Raw genomic sequence first — 25,242 nt, 5'->3', positions numbered from 1 at the left:
TGGATCTACCGGAAGAGCAGCCCATGCAATAGCAGGTGCTGCTTTTTGTATTTATTTCATATTCTTATGTATAAATATATAAGCCTATATGAAATTACTGTTTAGAAGTAGGCTCATATTATGATACTGTATAGTTATAAATTTAGTAATGTAGGAAAATTATGATAAAAGGAGAATCAACTAATGGATTTTTTTATCTATTGTGGGATAGCACTCCTTTTTGTATCTGGTCTTTGCTTTGGAGCATGGACTACTGGATCACAACAAAGAGGGAATTTTCATTCAGAACATGGAAAAGAACGTAATATTAAAAAAAAAATAGGCACATGGTCGGCTTTAGCTGGAGCTCTTTCGTTTGCCATTGCGGGCTTAATATCTTTAGTAAGCTGAGGGCAAGATAGCTAGAATAAAAGATAGCGACAATATATCGGAGGTACCGCATACCCGGCTAATACGATACTTTCGGGATCACAGACTGGACTGAGTGTTCCAATTACTGCAGGAACCAAAATAGCTATTGCATGTGGGTTTGATGTAAACCATTTCAAATCTTTCGGCGTCTTACGTTTTTTACTATACAGGCGGTATTATTTTCAACTAAAATTTAGAGTGTTTACGGTACGAAAAAAAAGCGAAGCAAGGTTGCCTGGAATCCCGGCGATCTTGCTTCGCTTTTTCTATGCTTGGTTAAACATTAGATATTCCTTACTGAGACTTAGCTTGCTGCTGGCAGAGATACGGATTTTGTCACCTGTACCGTAATGGTTTCAGTGCTTGTCACACCTGCTGCATTGATTAGCTCGGCACGATACGTGTACGTTCCATTCGCGTGACCGGATACATCTGTCACGGCGCTTTGTGCATTAGGTGTTACTGCGTTCAGCGCTTTAGTATCGATCAGTTGACCATTTTCATAGAGACGGTATTCTGTTGCATTTGTTCCCCACCACAGATTCATTGTCACTTTGTAGTTGCCGTCCCCATCCCAATTGTCCTGGGAGAGAACTGCTTTGCCAGGGACCGCATTTGCTACTTTTACAGTGAGTGCTTCACTGCGAGTTGAGCCCTTGGAGTTCGTCAGCTCAGCTACATACGTATACGTACCGTTAGCTTTGCCAGTGATTGTTGTTTGGGCTGATTGCGAAGCTGGGGTAGCATCTGTCAGCTTTTGTGTGTCAATCAGTACGCCATCTTCATACAGCTTATAGCTTGTGCCATTGCCACCCCACCAGAGATTCATGCTAACGGTGTAAGATCCTTCGGACAGACCGTTGCTATAACCATTGTTGGATGTAAGCGCCGGTTTACCCGGTGCGCCAACAGCTGGCGTAGAAGGAACTTCCTCAACTGCCACAAAATCGTTCAAGCTTCTAGGTTTCAGTTGGAATACATCTTTGAAAATAGCGGCAACACCGGTCACGCTGATTTTATCGCCTGCCGCATAAGGGAAGGAAGTTTGCGTTACACCTGTGCGTGTATCCACACGTACATGCGTGCTTGTTCCGTCTGCTGCAACCGCGTCAAATTCAAACGAACCTACAGGTGTTGCACTAATGATATTTTGAACAGTCACATCTTTCAATTGAACGAGTTGACCCTGGTTTGCAGCCGTTACTGCTGGAACCTCAACGGCAGCAGGGACGGAGGCTGTTCCTGTTTTCTCGATCGCTACGATATCCGTAAGCTCGAATTCACTGTTGTACAGCGCCGTTGCTGCGGTTACTTTAACCACATCTCCGGCATGGAAGCCGCCAGTACTTTGGAAAACATAAAGGCCGCCAGTTGTGTCTTGAAGATAGAAGGATTGTCCACCAAAAGCACCGGGCTCTGTAGTGACTACGCCTTCAACCGTAACCGTTGAACCAGCTGCTTTGGTGCGTGCATCAGCAATGCTGATCGTTGCCGGGATTGGTCCTTCTTCTTCTGGAAGCTGCTCAGCCGGAACATTGCCGACTGTAACTGCAGTCGTGATCAGGTTGCTGCCGTTCAGACGCAGACGCAGGCTGGCAGCGCCCGTTGTACCTGATTTAATGCGGACATTCAGGTCCTTGATTGCGCGACCTTTGCTGTCGGAAGTAACGCTAAAGTTGGAGCTATAGCCGTACGAAGTCGGCCATGTACCACCTTCATTCTGAATCATGGCGACCTGTGTTCCGCCAGTCAGGTAAATCCCTGCACTGTAACCGGAAACGGTTGTGTTAGCAGGCATGTTCTCTACAACTACGCGGATTTGGAAATCCTCCGCATTAGGCAGGGTTTCCTGCTTCACGAAGCTGTAGGAAGCGTTCGCGCTTGAAGCTGGTCCACCATAAGAACCTGCTTTGAACGTGGAACGATCATACCATTTGTATCCTGCAGCTGGTGCGGCCCAAGGTTCAGCCTGTGGTTCTGTGGAAGCCGCAGGTTGTTCGAACGGAAGCAATGCTGTTGCATTATCCAGTTGAAGTCCGTTCACTTGGTTCAAGTTAGTGTAATTTTCCTGAGTAGCAAGCCAGTTGACTGTATTGACCAGCAATTTGCCGTCATCAACTTCTTTGAAGCCGTCATAGGTTGTTTTGCGAGCGCCATTCTCTTCGCGCAGATACTTCGGTGAAGCATCCTCAACCGGAGAAGAGTCCCCGATAAACGCTGCTTTACCTGCACCCAGCTTGGATACGGCTACGTAAGGACCTTCCTCAACTCCGCCGCCGTTGTATACGCCTTGGTCAACAGCATTGGGCCAAGCCGCATTCGTTTTCGGCAGGTATACAATACCTTTGGCTTTGGTTGGATCGGTGATCGCAAGAGTGGACCCTGCGTGCATGGCTACAGCAGATACACCTTCCGTAATGCCAAATGCCTGTCCAGCAGGCACAATGTTAGTAGCGTTAATATCGCCTAATGCGTTGTAACGGAAGCGTACTCCGAAATTATCGGACAACCAGTCTGTGCTGGAAACATTTTGCATAGCCTCAGAGTTACGCTCCTCTGTGCTCATGCCTTTGGCTGGATCTTCGAATGCGCCACGGCGATAGCCGTTAATCGCTTCGGAACCGTCCCAGCGGTTTTTGTTACGGTCAGCATTGTAGTGATCTCCAATGAAGAAGATGCTGCCGCCCTTTTCCACATACTCTTTCATGGCTGCCTGTTCTGTCGTTTTGAAGGGAACATTGGGTTCAGCAATGACAAACACGTTATATTCTTTCAGATCGTCATAGGTAAAAGGGGTCGTCTTGCGCAGTTCCTTTACATCATATCCATCATTCGCGAGTGCATTGCCGAAGTCAGAGAAACCTCCGTCAATGACCCAGTCAGCCGCTCCGGCTGTCTGTGCATGAGTATTGTCGAACAATACTTTCTTGCCTGCATTTCCGTTAACAACCTTCGCCTGAATGAACGGGGCAGGGTCTGTAGCCCATTCCGCCTGAACCGATGCATCTCCGTTCCATAATCCGATCTGAAGCGGCAATGCCATGGACAATGCCAGGAGTGATTTTAACCATACTCCTCGCATACGTGTCAATTTACCCAACCAAATCCCTCCCAAATATTAGTTACTACATGAGTTCGTCCATATTCTAACACACCAAAATCTCACATAGTCATAACAATTTGTAAAAACGAACTCGAGTTTTGTAAAAATGATTCCTTTGTCACGCTTGATATAACAAATTTTGATTCTTTATAACATTAAATGTTTATTTTTCGTCATGCCTACGGATAAAAAAAGCCATCTCTTATGAGATGACTTTGGCCCGAATACGATTCACAGCATGGAATACCGAGGATTTGATCATGCCTTCACTGCGGTTGACGAGCTGTGCGGTTTCCTTGATGCTGTACCCGTGAATCACGCGTAATTCAAGAATTTTGCGATGCTCTGTATTGTTGATGATCGACACAAGGTCGTTAACACCTTCGGAGATCTCCAACTCGGATGTATCACAGTGATAGGTCTGCATCTCCAACTTACTGTCTCGTTTCAGTGTACGGGTTCGCTTGCGGAATGTATCCATGGCGAGGTTACGAGCAATTCTTTTGAGGTAGTAGAGAAGACGTTCTTCTGGAATGTCTGCCGATACATTCATCATTCGAATGAAGCACTCCTGCGTGAGATCCTCTGCATCCTGTTGATTTTTGACGATCTGAGATAGATACCGTGTCACTTCTGATTTATAGTTTACATAAGCATCATGAATGGCTGTTTTGTTCACGTGATGTTTCCCCTTTGGATACCGATCTGGCCTTTTCCGGTCTGGTTTGTTCCCTATGTTCCAAGTATATCGGGATGATGTTTCCAAAGAAGCCAGACTTGTATCCGAGTTGTAACATTTTCCGTGAACCTCTGTTCATTCATAGAGCAGGGATACAGAATATAGGCAGATGAAATTCATAGAGCAGGGAGATTAAGATTCATCATGAGACCGAAACAGATTTTGATTATTGAGGACGAAGAGTCCATTCGCGACATCCTGTCCTATTCTTTGCGCAAGGAAGGATTTGAGATGACAGAAGCGGCAACAGGCAGAGAAGGACTGGAACTGCTCAGGGAGTCCAGACCAGACTTGATTCTGCTTGATCTGATGCTGCCTGACATGAGCGGGTTCGATGTATGTAGACAGCTTTCCGTGAATTCGAAGATTCCCGTAATTATGATTACGGCGAAGTCCGATATGCTGGACAAGGTGCTCGGCATGGAGCTGGGGGCAGACGATTATATTACGAAGCCATTCGACATTCGTGAGGTGGTTGTGCGCATTCGGGCCATTTTCCGCCGGATTGATCTAATCAGCGAGACGCTGGAGAATCAGTCCTATGAAGTGGTACGGCTTGGCAGACACATTGAAATTCGCAAGGATGAGCGTGAAGTCTGGAAGGATGGGGAACGCGCCGGACTGACCAATAAGGAGTATGATTTACTGCTGTATCTGGTCAACCATCACCGGAAGGTACATACAAGGTCTGAGTTGCTGGATAAAGTGTGGGGATTTGATTTTCCCGGAGATACCCGGACGGTAGACATTCATATTCAGCGCATCCGCAAAAAGCTGGATAGTGGGGAGCAGGGGATTTCACTTATTGAGACGGTCTTCGGCGTGGGGTACAAACTGAATATTCAGGTGCATACATGAAGTGGACGATCCAGTTCAAAATGGTCGTTCTTTTCTCGGTCATCGTATTTATCGGTTTTTCGGCCTTGCTCATTATTTCGAATAAAGTGGGTGAGGAGAACATGTACAGGGAAGTGCAGGAGGACATGATACAATCCAAAAAAAATCTGGATATCGCGCTCAATCAATACTTCCTGATTCATAACAAACGGATTAGTGAGAACTCCCTGGGAACAGGGAATCGAGAACTCGCAGAACAGATCGGTTCCGCTGTAGGTGGCAAGGTCATAGTCTATCGATCTGATGCCACCCCGTTTAGTACCGTGGGTGCTGAGGCGAAGCCGGGTGCTGCCAAAACCTCTGACCTACAGGCTGCCATGAAGTCAAAGATTGCTTATACAACAGTGGTGGATAAGGGCAAAGTAACAGGGAATCTGTCTTTCCCCGTACTGTCAGAGGGGAGCATCCTTGGCATCATCCAGCTGGAAAGGGATTATACGGATCTGTTCAAACGGCATCTGCGTTTTCAGAACACTATCAAGGGCTTTGCAGCCGTCATTTTTGTGTTTGTTTTCATTGGTTCTGTCTTTATATCACGGCAGATTACGAAGCCCATTCGTGTGCTGACGAAACGTTCAGCCGAAGTTGCACAAGGCAGCCTGAATGCAGACATCCACATCTCAACGAAGGATGAGATTGGAGAGCTGGCTTCCAGCTTTACGGTCATGATTGATCGGGTAAGAGAGCAGATTGATGTGATTGAGAGAGAACGGGATGAGGTCAAGCATTTGCAGGCACGCAACAAGGTTTTTTTTGACAATGTGACCCATGAATTAAAGACACCACTGACCACGATACTTGGGTATGCCCAGATTTTGCGGGATAATGGCTTTACGGATCAGGCATTCTTCGAGAAAGGGTTAAAATATATTATCAATGAGAGCCAGCGCCTCAACGTCATGGTTGCCGATATCCTGGAAGTGACCGTATCATCCACACCGATTCAGACCTATCGCTTTGAGCGGGTGAATGTATCGAATATTATTCGGGAAGCTTGCGAAGACATGTCCATTAAGGCGGGCAAGTACAATATCGGTATTCGTTATGAGCTGGAAGAAACGCTGTATGTTCAGGGGGATTGGAACAAGCTCAAAGAAGTCTTTCTGAATGTACTGGATAACTCAGTCAAATACGGGAATGTGAATTCCATCATTCAAGTCCAATCGTTTCGACTGGGGGATTCGGTAGCCATACTGATTCGCGATGAAGGAGAAGGCATCCCGGAGGAAGCTTTGAAGCAGGTATTTGAACCCTTTTACCGGGATAACGGGATGAACAGGACAGAGAAGGGAAGCGCTGGACTGGGCTTGTCCATTGTGAAAAACACGGTAGAGCAGCATGGGGGAACAGTGGAAATGAAGAGTATATTGAACAAGGGAACACAGGTGAATATCAGTCTGCCTGGGGAATGGGACGTATGAAGAAACGAGGATTTTGGAGCAGACATCGTGATATGCTTATGTTATCCGGTTTGCTGATTGTATTTGTCGGAGGCATCTTTGGAATTGGCAGTCTCTTCAGCATTGGACATGCGAAGCCCAGAACCGTCATTCTGCCGGATAAACAGTTCAACAGTCGCTTGACCCCACCGCCGAGCAGCACAATTCAAATTGAGTCGGCTACCAAGCTGCCCAATGACTTTGCTATCTATGATTTTGAGGTAGCTGATCCCAACACCGTCATATTGAATCGGCCAGATCGTTCCTATACCGGGATCAAGCTTTCACAGCTGCATATGGATGATAATCTCTTGAAGGATATCGCCACGAATACAGAGTATGGCATTGCCTTGAGTCCGGATCAGAGCAAGCTGATTTATTCCCAATACCGATCGACTCAGGCGCAGAAGACAACCTATGAATATGACTTAAAAATAGGAGAACATCGCAAGCTGAAGAATGACAACTCCTATTCACGCGTCTTTGTAGGCAATGAATCCTACATCGGATATGATGACCTGGTATTCAACATGGTGGATCTGAATACAGGAAAGAAACGCGAATTGTACAGTTATGATGAGTTAGTTGCCATGGTTGCACAGAAAAGCAACATTTCAAGTCAGGATGATACCCTAATCATGCTGGATTCGTATGAGATCAGCCGGGATCTGACCAAGGTGTATGTGCTGGTCAAACTGAAAGAAAATTACGCAGTTTATAGCTTCTCTCTTAACGACAAAAATGATATTACCGCATACCCTCCTGCCCAGGATATACAGCAGTTCAAAGTATTGAAGAATGGGGATATGCTGATTCAAGGTATGATGAACAACGAACAGGGATTGTACAGGCACCGAGCGGATACCAAGAAGTTTGAGCTGCTGGTCAAAGGGCCCATCTGGAGCTTCGATCTGGATGAGGAGGAGTCCCGTATTGCCTATTTTCTGACACTTGAAGGACAGAAGAATGAGGTGCATATTGCCTATCTGAATGACCACAAGCTGGGGTCCGATACGGTTATCTACCGGAATATCGATTACTTTATCAAGTTGAAATGGAATGACAGCAATCTCTTTGTTGTCGGGAGCTCCATGGAAAAAAGTGAGTTATACCGGTTTAGCTTCCGAGCTTGGTAAAGATGTGAATATGGAACGCTCAGACATAAGAGCCCTATGGAATGCAGTCGCTACGCAAGGACTCAACCCATAGGGCCTTTTTGTGATTCGAGTATTTTGCATAAATCCAAAGAGGGCATTTCAATCGCATCTCGATCCAATGGTGTAAAAGGATGATTTTACAAATTGGATACAAGTCCAGATTGGACCGATACATCTGATGGCTATAATTACCTCTATTACATCGATGAGAGGAAGCCGGATTCATGCTGCGAGTAGAACAGGTGTCACACACGTTCCGCAATGCACAAGGGATCGTTCCCGTATTGCAGGACATTAACATATCCGTGGGCAAGGGCGAGATGGTTGCATTGCTGGGAAGCTCCGGTTCAGGCAAATCGACGTTACTGCATCTGATGGCAGGTCTGATGAAACCGGACACCGGCAAGATCCTCATTGCGGACCAGGATATTGTGCGAATGAGTGAGAACCGGTTGGCAGAATTCCGCCGGACACATATTGGCTTTATTTTTCAGGCGTATGAGCTGCTGGCGAACCTGACGATTCGGGAAAATGTGGAGCTGCCGCTCGTATTTCAGGGCATTCGCCCATCACGACGTAAACAAAAGGCGATGCACCTGCTGGAACAGGTAGGCCTTGTCGGCAAGTCCGAATTGTTCCCTTCCCAGCTGTCGGGAGGGCAGCAGCAGCGCGTCAGCATTGCGCGCTCACTGATAACGGAGCCGTCCGTCATATTTGCGGACGAGCCTACCGGGAATTTGGATACGCGCACGGAGGAAGAGATCATTTCCATTTTGCAACAGCTGAACCGGGAGATGGATACGACATTTGTCATTGTTACGCATGAGGCGGAAGTGGCAGAGCAAATGCAGGTTGTCATTACATTGCAGGACGGATGCTTGGTGAAGAGTGGCCAGTCCAAGGCAGTAGAGCAAGGAGCGCGGTTGTGAGAATTCTGGATGTGTTGCGAATGTCATGGGGACAGATTGTACGCAGGAAGGTCGTTACTTTGTTGTGCATGATCGGCCTGTCCATCGGATGTGCCGCCATGATTATCGCGCTAAGCGTGGGGCAGTCGGTACAGGTATATGGAGAGAAGACGTTAAACGAGAATTACAAAATGGATGAGATTACGGTATCTCCGAATGAAGGCATCAACTCGGGTGGGAGCGGGAGCAGTGGGCAGACGTCTACCTTTGAACGCGGAGCACTGACAGCTCGAAAAATCGATATTATCGCCAGTCTTCCGCATGTCGTCGCCGTTGCTCCGATGCTGAAGCTGGACATGCTGGAGATGGCAACGCTGGATGGCAAGAGCTCTAATGTGGAAGTCATTGGTACAGAGCTTGGGTCATTAAGCCGTTTCGGCTACCGTTTTGACAAAGGTGGTGCATCGGGAATTAGCGGAGCCGCTATTGCGAATTACGGTGCAACCTTCGGACTTGTGGACGCCGAGGTGATACGTGAACTGAACGACAAGCTCATGGAGGATTCGTTTAATGACGAGTTTCTACAGCAGTACATGGCGTTGATGTCTACCCAAACCGAGCTGTTTCAGGCACAGTTTAACCTGAAATATCAGGACATGAATGATTCGTCTAAAGTCAAAACAAGCTCCCCTTTGCGGGTAACAGGTGTGCTGAAGTTACCTGGCGGCATGAGTGAGAACAATGCGATGTATGACAAAAAAGTCTATGTTTCCCTCGAAACCGCCCGGATGCTCGCTGAACAGTTCCAGAGCAGTCAGGCACAGGCCGCGGCAGCAGGACGGTTGAACTCGGCGCTCGTAAAGGTGGAGGACAAAAAGTATGTGGCACAGGTGCAGGAGCAGATTCAGAAGCTGACGCTGATGACAGACAGCAATCTGTATCAGGAGCAGGCGATGAAGGAACAGCTCGGTATGTACCAGAAGGCCGCTATGGGCATTGGGATATTCGTCATGCTGCTGGCTTCGCTGTCCATTATTGTTGCGATGATCATGTCTACGCATCAGCGACGCAAACAGATCGGTGTCATGAAGGTGCTGGGAGCCAATCTGTGGCAGATCCGGCAGATGTTCATTGCAGAAGCTGCTGTACTCGGGGTATTGGGCGGGATTGTCGGTGTCTTCATCGCTTATGGAGCCATCCAGGGGGTAAACGGACTGCTTCAAGGGCAAGTCTCGATGGAGGCAAGCACACCTCTCCAAGTGGTTATTCAGACGTCGACCTTGCCTGCTGGTATAGCATTTGCGGTGTTGACCGGAGTGCTCTCGGGAATCTATCCGGCGATTAGTGCCTCGCGTACGAATGCGTTACAGGTGATCAAATCGGCATAAATGCAGCAGAGATACAGGGAATCAAATTGGGAATGACAGACAGCATCAACAAGACAGAATTAACAGACAGATTTAACGAAGGGACATACGGCAATGAAGAACTCGGCAATAAGCAAATGGATAAAGAGAATCATCATGATCGGCCTGCTTGCGGGCGCTGGATATTTTCTGTACCAGCAATATAAACCGGTGCCCGAAGCACCCATTGAGGCACCGCAGCCCATTACATTTGAAGTCACTCAGGAGACAATTACGCAGGAGATTCAGGTCAAAGGCAAATCGATTTATGCCAAACAGACAGATGTGTATGCTCCTTTTGCCTCGAAAATAAAGCAGTGGAATGTGGAGAATGGGGAGCCCATTCGCAAGGGAGCTGTTATGTTCTCGCTTGATTCGAAAGCATTTCAGACAGAAGTGCAGCAGTTGGAGACCGATATTGAGAAATCGAGGCTGGAAGCTCAATTAAATGAGATTGGTCTTAATCAGGGAAACGGTTCCGAGCCATTAGGGGTCACCGAAGAAGAGCGGAAGAAAGCCTTCGCCGAGCGGGAGACAAAACGACTGACCAACGAAATGAACAAGGAATCCATCGCTGTGAAGGAGCAGGAGGTTCAGGCAAAGAAGGTGGCCATCGGTTTATCCACCGTGTATGCGCCGGTATCCGGCGTGTTTCTGATGAATGATGCGGAGACCAAGACACGTATGGTGAGCGAAGGTCAGTATGTGGGTACCATTGTGGATACGGGCAAACTGCAATTTGTGGCGACCATTAGTGAGCAGGACATTTTCAAAATTCAAACTGGCATGCCTGTAAGCGTACATATGACGGGCAATAAGGAGGTTCCGTTAACCGGAAAGGTCAGCAAAATCTCCAAATTTGCCAGAAAGGGAACGGAAACAGATTTGAAGCAGCCTTCCCAATTCGATATTGTCATTGATCTGAAGCCAAACGCCAAGTTGATCGGTGGATTAAGTCTGGAGGGCAAGATTGAAACGCTGCGTAAGGAGCAAGCGACGGTGGTTCCCACGCTGGCGGTTATGCGTGATCAGGATATGGCATATGTAATGTTGGATCAAGGCAACGGGCAATATGCTCAGCAGACAATTCAAACAGGCATCGAGACGGATGACAAGACTGAAGTACTGAACGGTTTGAAACCGGGGGATATTGTAGTGCTTCCATAAAAAGAGAGTATGAGAATATACTATGTGAATTAGCTCATTACGGGGGATAAGTCCGTGATGAGCCTTTCTTATGGCTTGGGCAGGCACATCTCAAAATTCCTGCCTGATTTATGGAATTAATTATAATAAAATTTAATAAATTCAATTTACAGTAATATTTACATAGAGTATAATCTGATTCATAAGGAGGTGGACACGCGATGTGAGGTTTGTATCGAGGGTAAGCCTTTTTTAAAATCTCTGAAAGTAAGCGCTTACTAAATTGAAGTCTGAGTAAAGCTTTGAAAGCCGTTCACCGAAGATCACCCGCACACACCTACAGATGTTTCCCCTTGCCGTGTCACTTAACCCCAGTGTAAGACACCATTTCTGTTTCTTATTTTTCACCTTATTGTTGTTGACCTACGCTTGTCCAAATTTGACTGCATTCATGGAGGTGAAGTTCCTACAGCTCATCCATACGTTCTCTACCGTGCATAGCATCTTGCCGACACAGAGGATCAGACATGAGTATATACCCAATCCAACCACAGGAAAGGTGGAACCCTAATGACAAAATCGAAAACCTTATCGAGAGGCGGAAAGGTCCTTCGCAAAAGTATGAGACAAGTGCTGGCAGCAACGCTGCTCGCAGCGGGCATTTTCCCAGGCATGGCTCCAGGAGTGGGTCAGGCGGCTGAAGCGCATGTGGATAATCCGTTTGTCGGAGCTACGGCGTATTTAAACCAGGATTATTCCGCTCTCGTGGATACGTCCATTGCTCTCACCAGTGATGCGTCGTTAAAAGCCAAGATGGAAACGGTCAAATCCTATCCAACGGCAGTCTGGATCGACCGTATCGCCGCCATTCATGGTGGAGCAGACAATGCCGGACGCAAAAGTGTGGAGCAGCATCTGGATGCGGCCTTGGCACAAAAGAAAGCAGGAACTCCGATTACCGCTTCATTCGTTATTTACAACCTGCCGGGCCGGGATTGTCATGCGCTTGCGTCCAATGGTGAACTTCCACTAACACAGGCGGACCTGCAGACGTATAAAAATGATTATATCAATGTAATCGCCGATATTTTTGCCAAACCCAAGTATCAGGACATTCGCATCATCGCCATCATTGAGCCGGACAGTCTGCCCAATCTGGTAACCAATCTCAGTACACCAGCCTGTGCCCAGGCGAGTTCAACAGGCATCTATGAAGCTGGCGTTGAATATGCACTGGACAAGCTGCATGCCATTCCAAATGTGTACAACTACCTGGATATTGGTCACTCCGGCTGGCTTGGTTGGGATAATAACAGTACAGGTTCAATCTCGCTGTACACCAAAGTTGTCCAAGGAACAACAGCAGGTCTTAGTAGCGCAGACGGGTTCATCACGAACACAGCGAACAGCACACCGCTGAACGAACCGAATCTGACCAACCCGGATCTGAACATTGGCGGACAACCGATCAAGTCCTCCAAGTTTTATGAGTGGAATCCGTACTTTGACGAAACCGATTTCACTGCGGCACTTTATAGCGGATTTGTACAAGCTGGTTGGCCGGCCAGCACGGGCTTCCTGATTGATACCAGCCGCAATGGATGGGGCGGGATTAACCGTCCAACGTCTGCCACAGGCAGTGATATTAACACGTACGTGAACTCCGGGCGTGTGGATAAGCGGGATCACCGGGGGAACTGGTGTAACAACAGCGGAGCAGGCATAGGTGAAGCACCTAAAGCAGCACCAGGACCAGCCCATCTGGATGCCTATGTATGGGTCAAACCTCCAGGGGAGTCTGATGGCTCCAGCTCGGAAATTCCGAATAACGAAGGTAAGGGCTTCGACCGGATGTGTGATCCAACGTTTACAACTAGTGATGGAGTATTGACGGGTGCACTGCCTAACGCACCGGTTTCGGGTCATTGGTTCCATGATCAATTCGTCATGCTGGTGCAAAACTCATTCCCTGTTCTTCCTGCCAGCAATGGTGGAGGGGGTGAAACGACAGCTCCAGCAGTTCCGTCAACACTGACTGCGACAGCAGGCAATGCACAGGTTTCACTGAGCTGGACCGCCTCCACAGGTGCGACCAGTTATAATGTGAAGCGGGCGTTGAGTGCGTCAGGTCCATTCACTACGGTTGCTGCCAACGTGAGCGGAACATCCTACACAAATACGGGTCTGACCAATGGAACGACCTATCATTATGTGGTTAGTGCCGTGAACGCTGCCGGGGAAAGTGCCAATTCTGCCGCAGCTTCCGCAACACCACAAAGTGTAGTTGTTCCGACCAGTGATCTGGTTCTGCAATATCGTGCGGGAGATACCAACGCGGCAGACAATCAGATCAAGCCGTTCTTTAACATCAAAAACGTAGGCAACACGGCTGTAAACCTGAGTGATCTAAAAATTCGTTATTACTTCTCCAAAGAAGGCACCGCAGGGATGGACTCTGCAATCGACTGGGCACAAGTCGGTGGTGCCAACATCCAGCGCACGTTCACCGATTCCTATGTGGAGCTCAGCTTCACTGCTGGAGCAGGCGCGATTCAGGCAGGTGCACAATCCGGGGATATCCAACTCCGCATATACAAGACGGACTGGAGCAACTTTGATGAATCCAATGATTATTCCTATGATCCAACCAAAACATCCTATCAGGACTGGAACAAGGTGACCCTCTATAAAGGCGGCACTCTGGTCTGGGGCATTGAGCCTTAATAGGAATTTCAAGATGATCGAACGGATTGAAAGATTAAAGGGATCTGTAGATGATGGCCGCTGTGGTCAGTGATCAATGTGAGTAAGATTATTTGATGTCGTGGAGAACGCCATATGGGCGTTTTCATACCACAACAAAGGAGCAGGGACGTTTCCAAGTCATGTGTATGACTTTGGGAACGCCCCTTTTCTCATTTTAACGAAATGAGCGCGTCTTATTTAGAGCAATGGAGTAGGTGCGGCAGTTTAACGAATCGTAGACAAGTTATTACTATGTTTTCACTCTATTTTCGCTGTTTTTACCGAGATAACGTTACTGAAGTTCGTTAGATTTTTCATTGTCGGCTAATGTTCAGAATAAGGTGTAACCGATTCGTTAGAGCATCAAACTTGAACATATTTTGCGTGAGCCATGAGTGCCTGAACAATCTTATACTCGGAGATCGCAGGGACGGAAATAACAACGGATCGGCTGCTCCGCTGAACAGCAAGTACATATTTTCGCATCGAGCCTTCCTTAACAACACTGAATATTAATCGTTTTGGACGGATATTTGCCTATGTCATGACAGGTAGGATGTCTATAATAATACCCGATGGGCAGGATTGAGCTGTTCTGGATGGAGAGGAATTGAAAGGGGGACGGAGTCGAAGAAGTCTGTTTAAGCAGGTTATTCTTTTTTAATTTTGTAAGCGTATTCAGTAAAATTTGAAGGATATGAACGTTTGTATCGATTGAAGGATGTCGCAAAGATCCAAGCACAGCGACAAGCATCACCCATTCTGTCTCAGGGAGAGTGAAGGTCGATGAAATTCAAAACAACAGCGCCGATACATAAAGGATCGGTTTCAGGTATGCACTCCAATCGTAAAAAAGTACGTTTGCCACTTGCAGCCAAAATGCTGTCTTCGGCACTAAGCGTTGCTTTGCTCGTTGCGGGAACTGCGGGAGTGAGCGGAGCAGCAGCTTCCAATGGGAACAGCGCGGCTGAAGCCAGCCTGCAGTCACATAAGGGAGGCGGTAACGTGAAAGACATTCAGCTTGAATATCTTGATCGCGGTCTGGTCGCGGCGTCTACTTCGGAGGGTGTTTTTCTCAGTTGGAGATTGCTTGGTGACGAGGCCACAGGGTATAGCGATAAAGGTCTGACAGGTACAGATTTTAACGTATATCGCGATGGCAAGAAGATTGCTACGGTCACCGACAGTACCAACTATGTTGATGCCGCAGGCAAATCGTCGTCCCGTTATGAAGTGGCAGCGGTAAGCAAGAAGGGCAAGGAGAGCAAACGCAGTGCATCCGTCAAACCTTGGGCGAACGGCTACGTTGATATCCCTTTGCAAAAACCGGCTGATGGTGTGACGCCAGTAGGAGAAGCCTACTCGTATTCTGCGAATGATATGAGTGTGGGCGATGTGGATGGGGACGGACAGTATGAGTTTTTTGTGAAATGGGACCCTTCCAACGCTAAGGATGTCTCGCAAAAAGGCTACACCGGTAAAACTTACGTAGATTGTTACACGCTGGACGGACAATTGTTATACCGAATCGATCTCGGGGTCAACATCCGTTCGGGTGCTCATTATACACAGATGCTCGTTTATGATTTTGACGGGGATGGCAAGGCCGAGATGATGTTTAAGACCGCGCCAGGCACCAAGATAATCCAATATAACAAAAAAGGAAAAGTGACATCCGAGAAGTACATCACCCTTCCGAAGCAGGATCGCAAAGCAGGTTACTCCAACGAAGATGATTTCCGTTTAAGTGCAGATGGCTACTATGATCATGTCGTGGATATGTTCAAGAATTGGCATACACATGAAGAGGTCGTGAAGGGCAACTGGCCTGCAACGTTGGAGGAAGCTTTTGGGATAGAGAAAAAGTATAGTTATCCATTGTCTCAGAAGGATGCTGAGAGCTTGGCCGATTACTTCATCGATGTGTATGCACCGAGCCGCAGTGACAAGAATGAGCTGCGCAAGTTCGAAGGCTTTATCGTGGATGGGCCTGAATATGTAACCGTGTTCGAAGGAGAGTCAGGCAAAGAGCTGGAGACCATTCCTTACGAGCCCGGACGGCAGGATGATGGGTTGATGTGGGGCGATTACGCGATGGCGCGTATTGAACCGGCGAACCGGGTAGATCGTTTTCTGGCAGGCGTGGCATATCTGGATGGGAAGAAACCGTCAGCAATCTTTGCACGCGGGTACTACACACGTTCCACAATGGTCGCCTATAACTGGGATGGCAAAAAGCTCAAGCGTGAATGGAAAGTGGACAGCGGCTGGACACCGATGAAGAACCCGTTCAATGACGGTCCACATGGGGTGGATGGTACAGATCCAGTGTATGGCTCGATTACAACCCAAGGCGCGCACTATTTCAGTGTCGCTGATGTGGACGGAGATGGCAAACATGAGATCGTGTACGGCTCGGCCACGATTGATCATGATGGCAGTGTGCTGTACAGCTCCAAGGACCTGATGCCTGCAGAGAGCGCCGCTCCGGGAACGATTGCACGTCTGGGCCATGGGGATGCGCTTCATGTAGCGGATATTGATCCGGATCGTCCAGGACTGGAAATCTTCATGGTGCATGAGGGTGGTCCTTGGGCGCCGTACGGATATTCCCTGCGAGATGCGAAGACTGGTGAAGTCATCTATGGCGGCTATACAGGCAAAGATACCGGACGCGGTATGATTGGTGATGTGGACCCGACCCGCCGTGGGCTGGAGACATGGGCCGTGGGATTGTGGACAGCCAGCGGTGAGAAAATAAGTGATAAAGCCCCTGGTACGAATATGAATATACGATGGGCCGCCGATATGACAACTCAGATCGTGGATGGTGCCATCGATGTCACACCTACGATCAAGGATTGGAATCGAGGCACGCTGCTGACCGCAACCGGAACGTTGACCAACAATTATACCAAGGGTACGCCATCTCTCGTAGCGGATATCTTCGGGGATTGGCGGGAAGAGATGCTGGTGAGAACGGAGGACAGCTCGGCGATCCGCATCTATCTGAGCACCGAGAAGACAGATCGCAAATTGTACACGCTGATGCATGACGCGATGTATCGTGTCGGAATTGCTGGACAGAACAGTGGATACAATCAACCATCCTACCCTTCCTTCTACATGGCATCGGATATCGACTGGTCGAAGGTTACACTGCCGAAGTTCCACACGCCCGAGTCGGGTAAGGGTGGGAAATGACTGAACGTTAATAGTCGGTAAGCTCTGGTATTTCCTTAATGTGCCTCGGTGCGTTGGGGGTATCCAGGGCTTTTTTTGCGTACGTCAAGAAACGAATGAATGCTATTCTATGGATGTAAAATCATGGTTGGTTATGATTTTTCATTTACATGGTGAAATACATCGCGGAGACTTGCTACAATGGAGAAAAGTGAGGATTGTTGCAGCAACGGAGGTGCAGGCATTGGAAGCCAAACATTGGACAGGCAGTCTGTTTCAGGAGGAACTGCGCACAGAGGACTATGGACCGCGTTTCTACGCGTATTATTACAAGCAATGGGACAACTACCAGATGTCCTATCACGATCATGATTCCACGGAGATCATGTACATCATTTCGGGAATGTGCCGGGTCGATGTACAGATGCCGGATGGCAGTTCGGAACAGGTTGTATTGAAAAAAGGGCAGTTCATTTTGCTGGATGCAGGGGTTCCGCACCGTCTGCTGGTCGAGGATGGGGTCCCGTGCCGCATGCTGAATGTTGAATTTGGAGTTGCCAGATCGGAGCCGGGCCAGCCTTCCATTCGCCAGCTCGCGCTGGAAGAGGATGAAGTCCATGCTTTTCTAACACAAGCCTCGCCTTATCTAGTTTTGCCTGACCCGGAGGAGGTGTACCATATTATGAAAAGCCTGGTGCTGGAGCTGGATCAGCGTGGTCTGATGGAACAGGGCCGATCTTCTGCACCTATGCGGATCATCCCGTCGGAGGAACGCTTGCATCATCGCGAAGCCCGTGATCTAAAGTCGCCTGAGCAAGGTACGCTGGTACGCACGTTGTTTATCCAACTGCTCGTTCGGGTCGCACGACTTCGCGGGGAAATCAACCGAAGTGCGCTGGATCAGACGGAGCTGTACGTGAAACGTACGATTGAATTCATGCATCACAATATGGATCGCAATATTCAAATGAAGGATATCGCGGCAGCGGTGAATCTGCATCCAGGCTATTTGCACCGTATTTTTCGCCAGCACACGAAGCGCACGCCTACCGATTATCTCACGATGCTCCGAATGGAAAAGGCGAAGATGCTGCTGCAACAGACAGATATTCCAATCTCCGAAATTTCCGATTACGTGGGCGTGGGGAGCAGACAATATTTTCATATGTTGTTCAAGAAATATACAGGCCGAACTCCGGTTGAATTCCGTTCCTCGATGGAACGACATGTCAGTCATTATCCCGCTGAAGAATAAATCGTGCAGTTTATCTGGAAAGTACGGCGCGGTGGATGCAAAAGTGAGGATTTTTGACAACCTCGTTGTGAAGAGGTCATGATTTTGATAACGCTTCCTTACTACCCGTTGCTACAATGATTTCATGAAGTCAGATCATTAACCGGGGCGAATATACTCGGATTACGGGAGGAACTGTACATGTCGTTTAAAGTGGCATTTATCGGGGCGGGCAGTATCGGATTTACACGGGGGTTGCTGCGGGATTTGCTCGCGGTACCGGAGTTCAACAATATTGAGGTTGCTTTCTGTGATATCAATCAGCACAATCTGGACATGGTTACCGAGCTGTGTCAGCGGGATATCCGCGAGAATGGACTGAATATTCAGATTCAGCCGACAACGGACCGGAGAGAAGCGCTCAAGGACGCGAAGTATGTACTATGTACAATCCGTGTGGGCGGGTTGGAAGCTTTTGCAACCGATGTGGATATTCCGCTCAAATATGGGGTAGATCAATGTGTCGGCGATACATTGTGTGCAGGTGGGATTATGTACGGACAGCGCGGAATTGCCGAAATGCTCGACATCTGTAAAGATATTCGTGAGCAAAGCGCACCAGATGTACTGCTTCTAAATTACTCCAACCCAATGGTCATGCTGACCTGGGCCTGCAACAAGTACGGCGGCGTGCGTACGATCGGACTATGTCACGGCGTACAGCACGGGCATCACCAGATTGCGGAAGCATTTGGGCTGAAAATGAATGAAGTGGATATTGTATGTGCCGGAATTAATCATCAGACCTGGTACATCAAGGCTTCCCATGAAGGCAAAGATCTTACGGGTGATTTGCTCGAAGCCTTCGAGAAACATCCAGAGTATAGCCGTACCGAGAAAGTACGGATCGATATGCTGCGCCGATTTGGTTACTACAGTACGGAATCGAATGGTCACCTTAGCGAATATGTGCCTTGGTACCGCAAACGTCCGGAAGAGATCAAGGACTGGATTGATCTGGGCAACTGGATTAACGGCGAGACAGGCGGGTATCTGCGTGTATGTACAGAGGGCAGAAATTGGTTTGAGACCGATTTCCCGAACTGGATGAAGGATGAACCGATGCAATTTGCCCCGGAAAAACGAGGTGGAGAACATGGTTCCTACATTATAGAAGGGTTGGAGACGGGACGCGTATACCGCGGACATTTCAATACCGTTAATAATGGTGTGATCTCCAACCTGCCAGATGATGCCATCATCGAAGCACCGGGATATGTGGACCGTAACGGCATTTCGATGCCGCATGTGGGCGATCTGCCGCTCGGTCCGGCTGCCGTGTGTAACGTGAGCATTTCCGTACAACGGCTTGCGGTTGAAGCTGCAGTACATGGTGATGACAAACTATTGCGTCAGGCGTTTATGATGGACCCACTCGTGGGTGCGGTATGTAATCCAAAAGAAATCTGGCAAATGGTTGACGAGATGCTGGTCGCTCAAGCCGAGTGGTTGCCGCAATATGGTGATGCCATTGCCGCGGCAGAAGCAAGACTCGCTGCGGGCAATCTGATTCCAACGAAGGAATACGAAGGTGCTGCACGTCTCAAAGTGAAAACCGTTGCAGAAATGCAGCAGGATCGCGATGCCGCCAACAAAAATGCGGGTGAATCGGATAAAGGGAAAGATCGCGAGAAAGTGCAGCAATAGATAAAAATGAGTAGGGCCTCTCCAAAATTGGAGGGGCCTTGTTTGGTTCTATTTTTTTTCGACACCACGGATTACAAAGGCAAAAGAGGTATCACCCAAGGAAACCTGCGAATTTTTTGGGGAAGACCAGCCGACAAAGGCTCCATAATAATGAGTATCTTTTTCCTGTGCAAACTGGAATGTTCCTTCTCGCAAAGAGATGGGACGTGCCTCCCCGTTCACATATTCAACCAGAGTGAACTCGTTAGGTGGTACATCCGTACTCAATTTAATAGATATGTTCTCGCCCACCAAAACCGAGACAGGTACTTTACCTTCCAGCAATTCCACATCACTTGCATAGTCAGCACACATACCTCCCCAGCAATAACTGCCCTGTACAGCTGGAATAGAGATGCCGCTTTCGCTCTGGATAGTTGGCGTAGGCAGTGCCTGGGGTAAGTTTGGTCCAGGTTCCTTAGCGTTCTCCTCTAGTGAACCCACTTCAGCTTCCTTTGTATTTGGCGATGGGAGAGAGGGAGGTTCGTTTGTGCCGTTACTTGGAGTAGGATTACAGCCGGATAATATCAGCAAAGTTGTAAGGAACACGAGTGAAGTTATCGTTCTCATAGTATTGAAGACTTTTATTTTATCCACCTCCCTAATATCTTCCAGACGCAAAGTGAGAGAGGAAAGTTGCCCATTGTGATGCATATTTACCAATCGACACATATTACCTTTACAGACATAGTAATATGTCTTATAGTATACCCAGGATTAAAGAAAGTCGGTGAGTAGGGCAGATGGATGAGCAAGCGATTAACAGTGATCTAATTCGAGGCAACATTGACCCCATTATTCTGAGTGTACTTATACCGAAGGATAACTACGGCTACAGCATTATTAAGGAAATCTATCGCAAGAGTGGAGAACGGTTTGAATTGAAGGAACCGACGCTTTATTCCAGTTTGAAACGGTTGGAGAAGAGTGGGCATGTTGAATCCTACTGGGGAGAAGAGACACAGGGAGGACGACGCAAATATTACCGGATTACAACGGAGGGGCAGGAAAGTTATAAACAGCAAGTTCAGGCTTGGCACGCAGCCAAAACATTGATTGACTGCATGATTATTTCCGAGGAAAAGGGAGATGAAGGGATATGACATTGGAAGCTCGTATTACCCGACATGTGAATCGTCTGTTCGATCATGCGCAGGATACATTGGCCAATCGGGAGTTAAAAGAAGAGATTCACAGTAATCTCGCTGCACGAATCGAGGATTATATGGAGCAGGGCATGGACAAGGAGCAGGCTTTTCAGACTGCCATTCAACATGTAGCTGGTATGGATCACATCATGAGTGATCATCGCAGGGTGCAACGCGTTCCTTATTGGACTGCGGTGTTGCAGTCTGCATTGATTTATAGCCTTATCGCCTGGATCATTACTATTCCAATGAGAGTCATGGTCCAGGGCGCAACCATTAACAACTTGCTCATGCTCATGAGTGTGATCGTGGGTGGAGCGTATGTATTTTATATGTTGAAAAATAAAAATACTTCGGCAGATCCAGAGGACATCACCGTTATCCGTATACCTGTATTCTTGCAATGGACGCGCAGATTGTGGTGGTTATGGGCAGGTCTCATCGTTGTGCTGTGGGGTACACAGGCGGCGCTGCGATTTGGAAGCAACATCTGGTATAGTCGACCGATTCAGGTAGAGGGGCCCTATCAATTTACTGTAATCGCGATTGCCTTTGCCATACCTTTATTAAGTATTATTATTCCTTTGATCGTGCAGAGGGCGTATCGGATCGTGGGCAAGTATGATGTAGGTGATGTCATATGACGGGAAAGAACAAATGGATTATTGCATTGGTCATGCTCGGTATCTTTGGTGTTATTGTGGTTGAGGGCGTCGTTAATCCGAGAATAGAGGCGAAGCAGGCGCAGTACGAAGCAGAGCAGCAAGATCCGTTAACCCATGATTTTGCGGCATTAGCGAAATATCGCAGTGCTTATATGGGAGACTTCTCCAATCTCAGCCATTTAAATCAGACATTGCCTCTAAACGACCAGTTGAATGGGTATCAATTGTATCCAGAGACATTTACGGCTCAAATTAAATACAGGATGAACGCCAGTGATATGAAGCCCGAAGAGTTGGAACGAATACTTGTATATAACGCTGCTGCCAATTTTGTGTGGATTGATAATTTGGAGCATGTGCTTTATACATTTGAGGATATTCAATATACCTTGAGCCGTGAGGCTGCCCAGCAATGGGCCGGTACTGAAATGAAGACGCTTCAGGAACCGGATAAGTGGGATGCAACCGTACGTAAGAAGCTGGTGGAACCGGCGCAAGTGAAAGAAGCTTTTTCACAAATTGTTTACAATTGACCGGAATAGATACGAATGAACTTGGCAACATGCTCGACTCTTCTCCCATGCTATGTTATTATAATACTCTGATAACGTGGTAACGAACTAAAGCGTTTGGGTTTTGGTTATAGACATGGAGGGGTTAGAGAGATGAGAAAACAAGCGATATTTCTATTATTGATCAGCATATGCATGATTGTTGTTGCGGGTTGTTCCAGCTCGGGAAGCAAGGATGATAATGCCATTATTGTAGGGATAGATGATAAATTTGCTCCAATGGGCTTCCGGGATGAGAAGAATGAAATTGTTGGTTTTGATATTGACTATGCCAGAGCCGCAGCGGAGAAAATGGGTAAAGAAATCACGTTCCAGCCAATTGACTGGTCTTCCAAAGAATCGGAGCTGAACAGTGGCCGGATCGACCTGATCTGGAACGGGTACACAATTACGGATGAACGGAAAGATAAAGTGCTGTTCACGAAGCCGTATCTGGAGAACAGCCAGGTTGCAGTCACACTCGCAGATTCGCCGATCACGAAGCTGGATGAACTGGACGGCAAAAATGTAGGATTGCAGGCGCTGTCCTCTGCGGCAGATGCACTAGCGGCAAGTCCTCTGAAGGATAAAGTGGATGCTTCCGAATTCCCGGACAATGTACTCGCGCTGACCGATCTCAAAACAAAACGTCTGGATGCAGTCATCATTGACGAAGTGGTCGCGAGATATTACATGTCCAAGGAAGAGGGCACATTCAAATTGCTGGATGAATCCCTTGCTCCGGAACAATACGGTATTGGTGTGAAAAAAGGCAATGAAGAACTGCTGAACCAGCTGCAAAAAGCATTGGATGATCTCAATGCAGATGGTACAGCAGCCGAGATTTCCACCAAATGGTTTGGTGAAGATGAAGTTTTGAAATAAGATCGGGCCATTTGCCTGACATATGTAGTAAACAACATGACCCCGGATTCCAAAAAGGAGCACGTCTCCTGCGGAATGCGGGGTTAACAGATTAGAGGAGCCGATTGCGATGAGCTGGGAGTATTTATTGGGCGTTATGAAGCCCATGCTTGAAGGGGCACAGACCACAATCTTTTTATTTTTGCTGGCCATTATAGTGTCTGTACCACTTGGATTTGGAGTAACCTTATTGATGAAAAGCCGGTTCAAGCCACTGGCTTGGATCGCTCATACGTATGTATATGTGATGCGGGGAACGCCGCTGATGCTTCAGCTGTTGTTCTTCTGCTTCGGTCTGCCGCTGCTTCCAGGCGTAGGAGAGTATCTTGTATTTGACCGCTTCACGGCGGCGGCACTGGCCTTTATTTTGAATTATGGTGCGTACTTTGCCGAGATTTTCAGAGGTGGATTGCTCTCCATTGATAAAGGACAACATGAAGCTGCACAGGTACTGGGCCTAAGCAAATGGCAGACGATGACGAAAGTCGTCATCCCACAGATGATCCGGGTTGTGCTGCCTGCGACGGCGAATGAATCGATTACGTTAATCAAAGATACGGCGTTGCTGTATGCTGTGGCTGTACCTGAGCTGCTGCATTACGCACAGGCCGCGGTAAACCGTGATTTCCGTCTGACACCGTTCCTGATTGCCGGTATTATTTATTTGTTGCTGACCATGGTACTCACCTTGTTCTTCAAGTCACTGGAGAAACGTTACACATTTGAGTAAACACGCACGAAATAGAAGTTTACGAAGTTATCCAATCTGATCAATTAAAGGACTGTCTGCATATGACACATATTATAGAAGTGAATCAATTAAGAAAATCATTCGGTACACTTGATGTGCTGAAGCAGGTATCGTTCCACGTGGAGCCGGGTGAAGTCATTGCCGTCATCGGACCTTCTGGTTCTGGTAAAAGTACGATGCTGCGCAGCCTGATTCATCTCGAGGATATTTCGGGTGGTACCATTCGCATTCAAGGCCAGACGCTGGCTGAGAACGGAACGTATGCAGGTGGAGCTGATATACGGAAGATTACGGATCGCATGGGCATGGTCTTTCAGCATTTCAACTTGTTTCCGCATCTGACGGTACAGGCGAATCTGGAACTGGCACCGAAGACGTTGAAAAAAGAAAGCTCAGCGATCATCCGGCAGCGCAGTCTGGAATTGCTCGGTAAAGTAGGGCTGTCCGAGAAGGCGGATGCTTATCCCGCCAATCTGTCGGGTGGACAGAAACAGCGTGTAGCGATTGCTCGCGCTCTGATGATGCAGCCGGACATTCTGCTCTTCGACGAGCCGACATCGGCACTCGATCCCGAGCTGACCGGAGAAGTGCTGCGCGTCATCAAGCAGCTGGCGCAGGAGAACATGACGATGATGATCGTCACCCATGAGATGAGCTTTGCCCGCGATGTTGCGGATCGTGTTTTCTTCATGGATAACGGCGAAATTGCCGAAGCGGGACCGCCCGAGCAGATTTTTGGCAATCCCAAGCTGGAGCGTACGCGCACGTTTTTGCAGCGGGTGGAAGTGGAAGGGTAGAAAGTGGTTGTATGGGGCAGTAGACAGGTGCGAATGCCAAGCTCCCATAAAATCCCCGGGGGATTAGCACCTCAGATTTTGTCGAAAGGGTCATTTTTGTGACCTTTTGGCAACGGTTCTATTGAATATATTGGGTTTGATATATTAAAATGGTTGTATGATTAGCAAGAAATAGTGAAAGAACGTAATGATATTATTAAAAGTAGTATTGTTACGTTCTTTTTTCGCTGTCGCACTCCGTATGGAGTGCGTGGATTGAAATCAGAAAGGTTAGTACCATATTTGGAGAGCA

Annotated in this window: 20 protein-coding genes; 17 read left to right on the top strand and 3 right to left on the bottom strand. The window is 47.8% G+C overall.

Going from position 1 to position 25,242, the window contains the following annotated elements; genetic code table 11:
• The first annotated feature begins 183 nt into the window (after positions 1-183).
• Positions 184-390 carry a DUF5316 family protein gene (locus tag AMS66_RS28750; RefSeq protein ID WP_053784032.1) on the top strand — a complete coding sequence of 69 codons (207 nt, stop codon included), beginning with the start codon at positions 184-186 and terminating at the stop codon, positions 388-390.
• A gap of 325 nt (positions 391-715) precedes the next feature.
• On the opposite strand, the gene AMS66_RS28745 is transcribed toward AMS66_RS28750, so the two are convergent.
• A complete protein-coding gene (locus AMS66_RS28745; protein WP_407944584.1) occupies positions 716-3,511 on the bottom strand; it encodes a chitinase N-terminal domain-containing protein in 2,796 nt (931 codons plus the stop codon).
• Between the two features lie 205 nt (positions 3,512-3,716).
• Positions 3,717-4,193 (bottom strand): RNA polymerase sigma factor, encoded by a 477-nt coding sequence (locus AMS66_RS28740; protein WP_053784031.1) that lies wholly within the window; start codon positions 4,191-4,193, stop codon positions 3,717-3,719.
• 204 nt (positions 4,194-4,397) lie between these two features.
• Here AMS66_RS28740 and AMS66_RS28735 point away from each other — a divergent pair, with 204 nt between their 5' ends.
• The 10 genes from AMS66_RS28735 (at position 4,398) to melA (ending at position 20,075) form a co-directional block, all read left to right on the top strand.
• Positions 4,398-5,111: a response regulator transcription factor gene (locus AMS66_RS28735; protein ID WP_053784030.1), complete on the top strand. Its 714-nt coding sequence runs from the start codon at positions 4,398-4,400 to the stop codon at positions 5,109-5,111.
• On the top strand, positions 5,108-6,571 hold the full coding sequence (locus AMS66_RS28730) for a sensor histidine kinase (protein WP_053784029.1): 1,464 nt from the start codon (positions 5,108-5,110) through the stop codon (positions 6,569-6,571). Before AMS66_RS28735 ends, AMS66_RS28730 begins: the two co-directional genes overlap by 4 nt.
• Positions 6,568-7,725: a hypothetical protein gene (locus AMS66_RS28725; RefSeq protein ID WP_053784028.1), complete on the top strand. Its 1,158-nt coding sequence runs from the start codon at positions 6,568-6,570 to the stop codon at positions 7,723-7,725. Before AMS66_RS28730 ends, AMS66_RS28725 begins: the two co-directional genes overlap by 4 nt.
• A 245-nt stretch (positions 7,726-7,970) precedes the next feature.
• Positions 7,971-8,675: an ABC transporter ATP-binding protein gene (locus AMS66_RS28720; protein ID WP_053784027.1), complete on the top strand. Its 705-nt coding sequence runs from the start codon at positions 7,971-7,973 to the stop codon at positions 8,673-8,675.
• Positions 8,672-10,042 (top strand): ABC transporter permease, encoded by a 1,371-nt coding sequence (locus AMS66_RS28715; RefSeq protein ID WP_053784026.1) that lies wholly within the window; start codon positions 8,672-8,674, stop codon positions 10,040-10,042. The genes AMS66_RS28720 and AMS66_RS28715 overlap by 4 nt, the downstream gene beginning before the upstream one ends.
• Positions 10,043-10,177: 135 nt before the next feature.
• A complete protein-coding gene (locus tag AMS66_RS28710; RefSeq protein ID WP_053784025.1) occupies positions 10,178-11,227 on the top strand; it encodes an efflux RND transporter periplasmic adaptor subunit in 1,050 nt (349 codons plus the stop codon).
• 549 nt (positions 11,228-11,776) lie between these two features.
• Positions 11,777-13,930, top strand: coding sequence for a glycoside hydrolase family 6 protein (locus tag AMS66_RS28705; protein ID WP_053784024.1), 2,154 nt, complete (start codon positions 11,777-11,779; stop codon positions 13,928-13,930).
• Positions 13,931-14,737: 807 nt separating this feature from the next.
• On the top strand, positions 14,738-17,155 hold the full coding sequence (locus AMS66_RS28700) for a rhamnogalacturonan lyase (RefSeq protein WP_407944583.1): 2,418 nt from the start codon (positions 14,738-14,740) through the stop codon (positions 17,153-17,155).
• 133 nt (positions 17,156-17,288) lie between these two features.
• Positions 17,289-18,389 (top strand): AraC family transcriptional regulator, encoded by a 1,101-nt coding sequence (locus tag AMS66_RS28695; RefSeq protein ID WP_082350949.1) that lies wholly within the window; start codon positions 17,289-17,291, stop codon positions 18,387-18,389.
• A gap of 180 nt (positions 18,390-18,569) precedes the next feature.
• Positions 18,570-20,075 carry an alpha-glucosidase/alpha-galactosidase gene (gene melA, locus AMS66_RS28690; RefSeq protein ID WP_053784023.1) on the top strand — a complete coding sequence of 502 codons (1,506 nt, stop codon included), beginning with the start codon at positions 18,570-18,572 and terminating at the stop codon, positions 20,073-20,075.
• 48 nt (positions 20,076-20,123) lie between these two features.
• Here melA and AMS66_RS28685 read toward each other — a convergent pair whose 3' ends face one another.
• Positions 20,124-20,558, bottom strand: a complete 435-nt coding sequence (locus AMS66_RS28685; protein WP_053784022.1) for a hypothetical protein — start codon at positions 20,556-20,558, stop codon at positions 20,124-20,126.
• A gap of 299 nt (positions 20,559-20,857) precedes the next feature.
• On the opposite strand from AMS66_RS28685, the gene AMS66_RS28680 reads away from it, so the two are divergent.
• The 6 genes from AMS66_RS28680 (at position 20,858) to AMS66_RS28655 (ending at position 24,950) form a co-directional block, all read left to right on the top strand.
• Positions 20,858-21,217 carry a PadR family transcriptional regulator gene (locus AMS66_RS28680; RefSeq protein ID WP_053784021.1) on the top strand — a complete coding sequence of 120 codons (360 nt, stop codon included), beginning with the start codon at positions 20,858-20,860 and terminating at the stop codon, positions 21,215-21,217.
• The gene (locus AMS66_RS28675) at positions 21,214-21,906 is read left to right on the top strand and encodes a permease prefix domain 1-containing protein (protein ID WP_053784020.1); all 693 of its coding nucleotides are present in this window, start codon (positions 21,214-21,216) and stop codon (positions 21,904-21,906) included. Before AMS66_RS28680 ends, AMS66_RS28675 begins: the two co-directional genes overlap by 4 nt.
• Positions 21,903-22,460, top strand: coding sequence for a DUF4825 domain-containing protein (locus AMS66_RS28670; protein WP_053784019.1), 558 nt, complete (start codon positions 21,903-21,905; stop codon positions 22,458-22,460). The genes AMS66_RS28675 and AMS66_RS28670 overlap by 4 nt, the downstream gene beginning before the upstream one ends.
• 132 nt (positions 22,461-22,592) lie before the next feature.
• On the top strand, positions 22,593-23,363 hold the full coding sequence (locus AMS66_RS28665; RefSeq protein WP_053784018.1) for an amino acid ABC transporter substrate-binding protein: 771 nt from the start codon (positions 22,593-22,595) through the stop codon (positions 23,361-23,363).
• 109 nt (positions 23,364-23,472) lie between these two features.
• Entirely contained in the window at positions 23,473-24,132 is a 660-nt protein-coding gene (locus AMS66_RS28660; RefSeq protein WP_053784017.1) for an amino acid ABC transporter permease, read from the top strand.
• A gap of 62 nt (positions 24,133-24,194) precedes the next feature.
• Positions 24,195-24,950: an amino acid ABC transporter ATP-binding protein gene (locus AMS66_RS28655; RefSeq protein WP_053784016.1), complete on the top strand. Its 756-nt coding sequence runs from the start codon at positions 24,195-24,197 to the stop codon at positions 24,948-24,950.
• The last annotated feature ends 292 nt before the right edge of the window (positions 24,951-25,242 follow it).

Origin of the sequence: Paenibacillus xylanivorans, from assembly GCF_001280595.1 — a bacterium.
Classification (GTDB): Bacteria; Bacillota; Bacilli; order Paenibacillales; family Paenibacillaceae; genus Paenibacillus; species Paenibacillus xylanivorans.
This window is presented reverse-complemented; position numbering and strand designations above follow the sequence as displayed.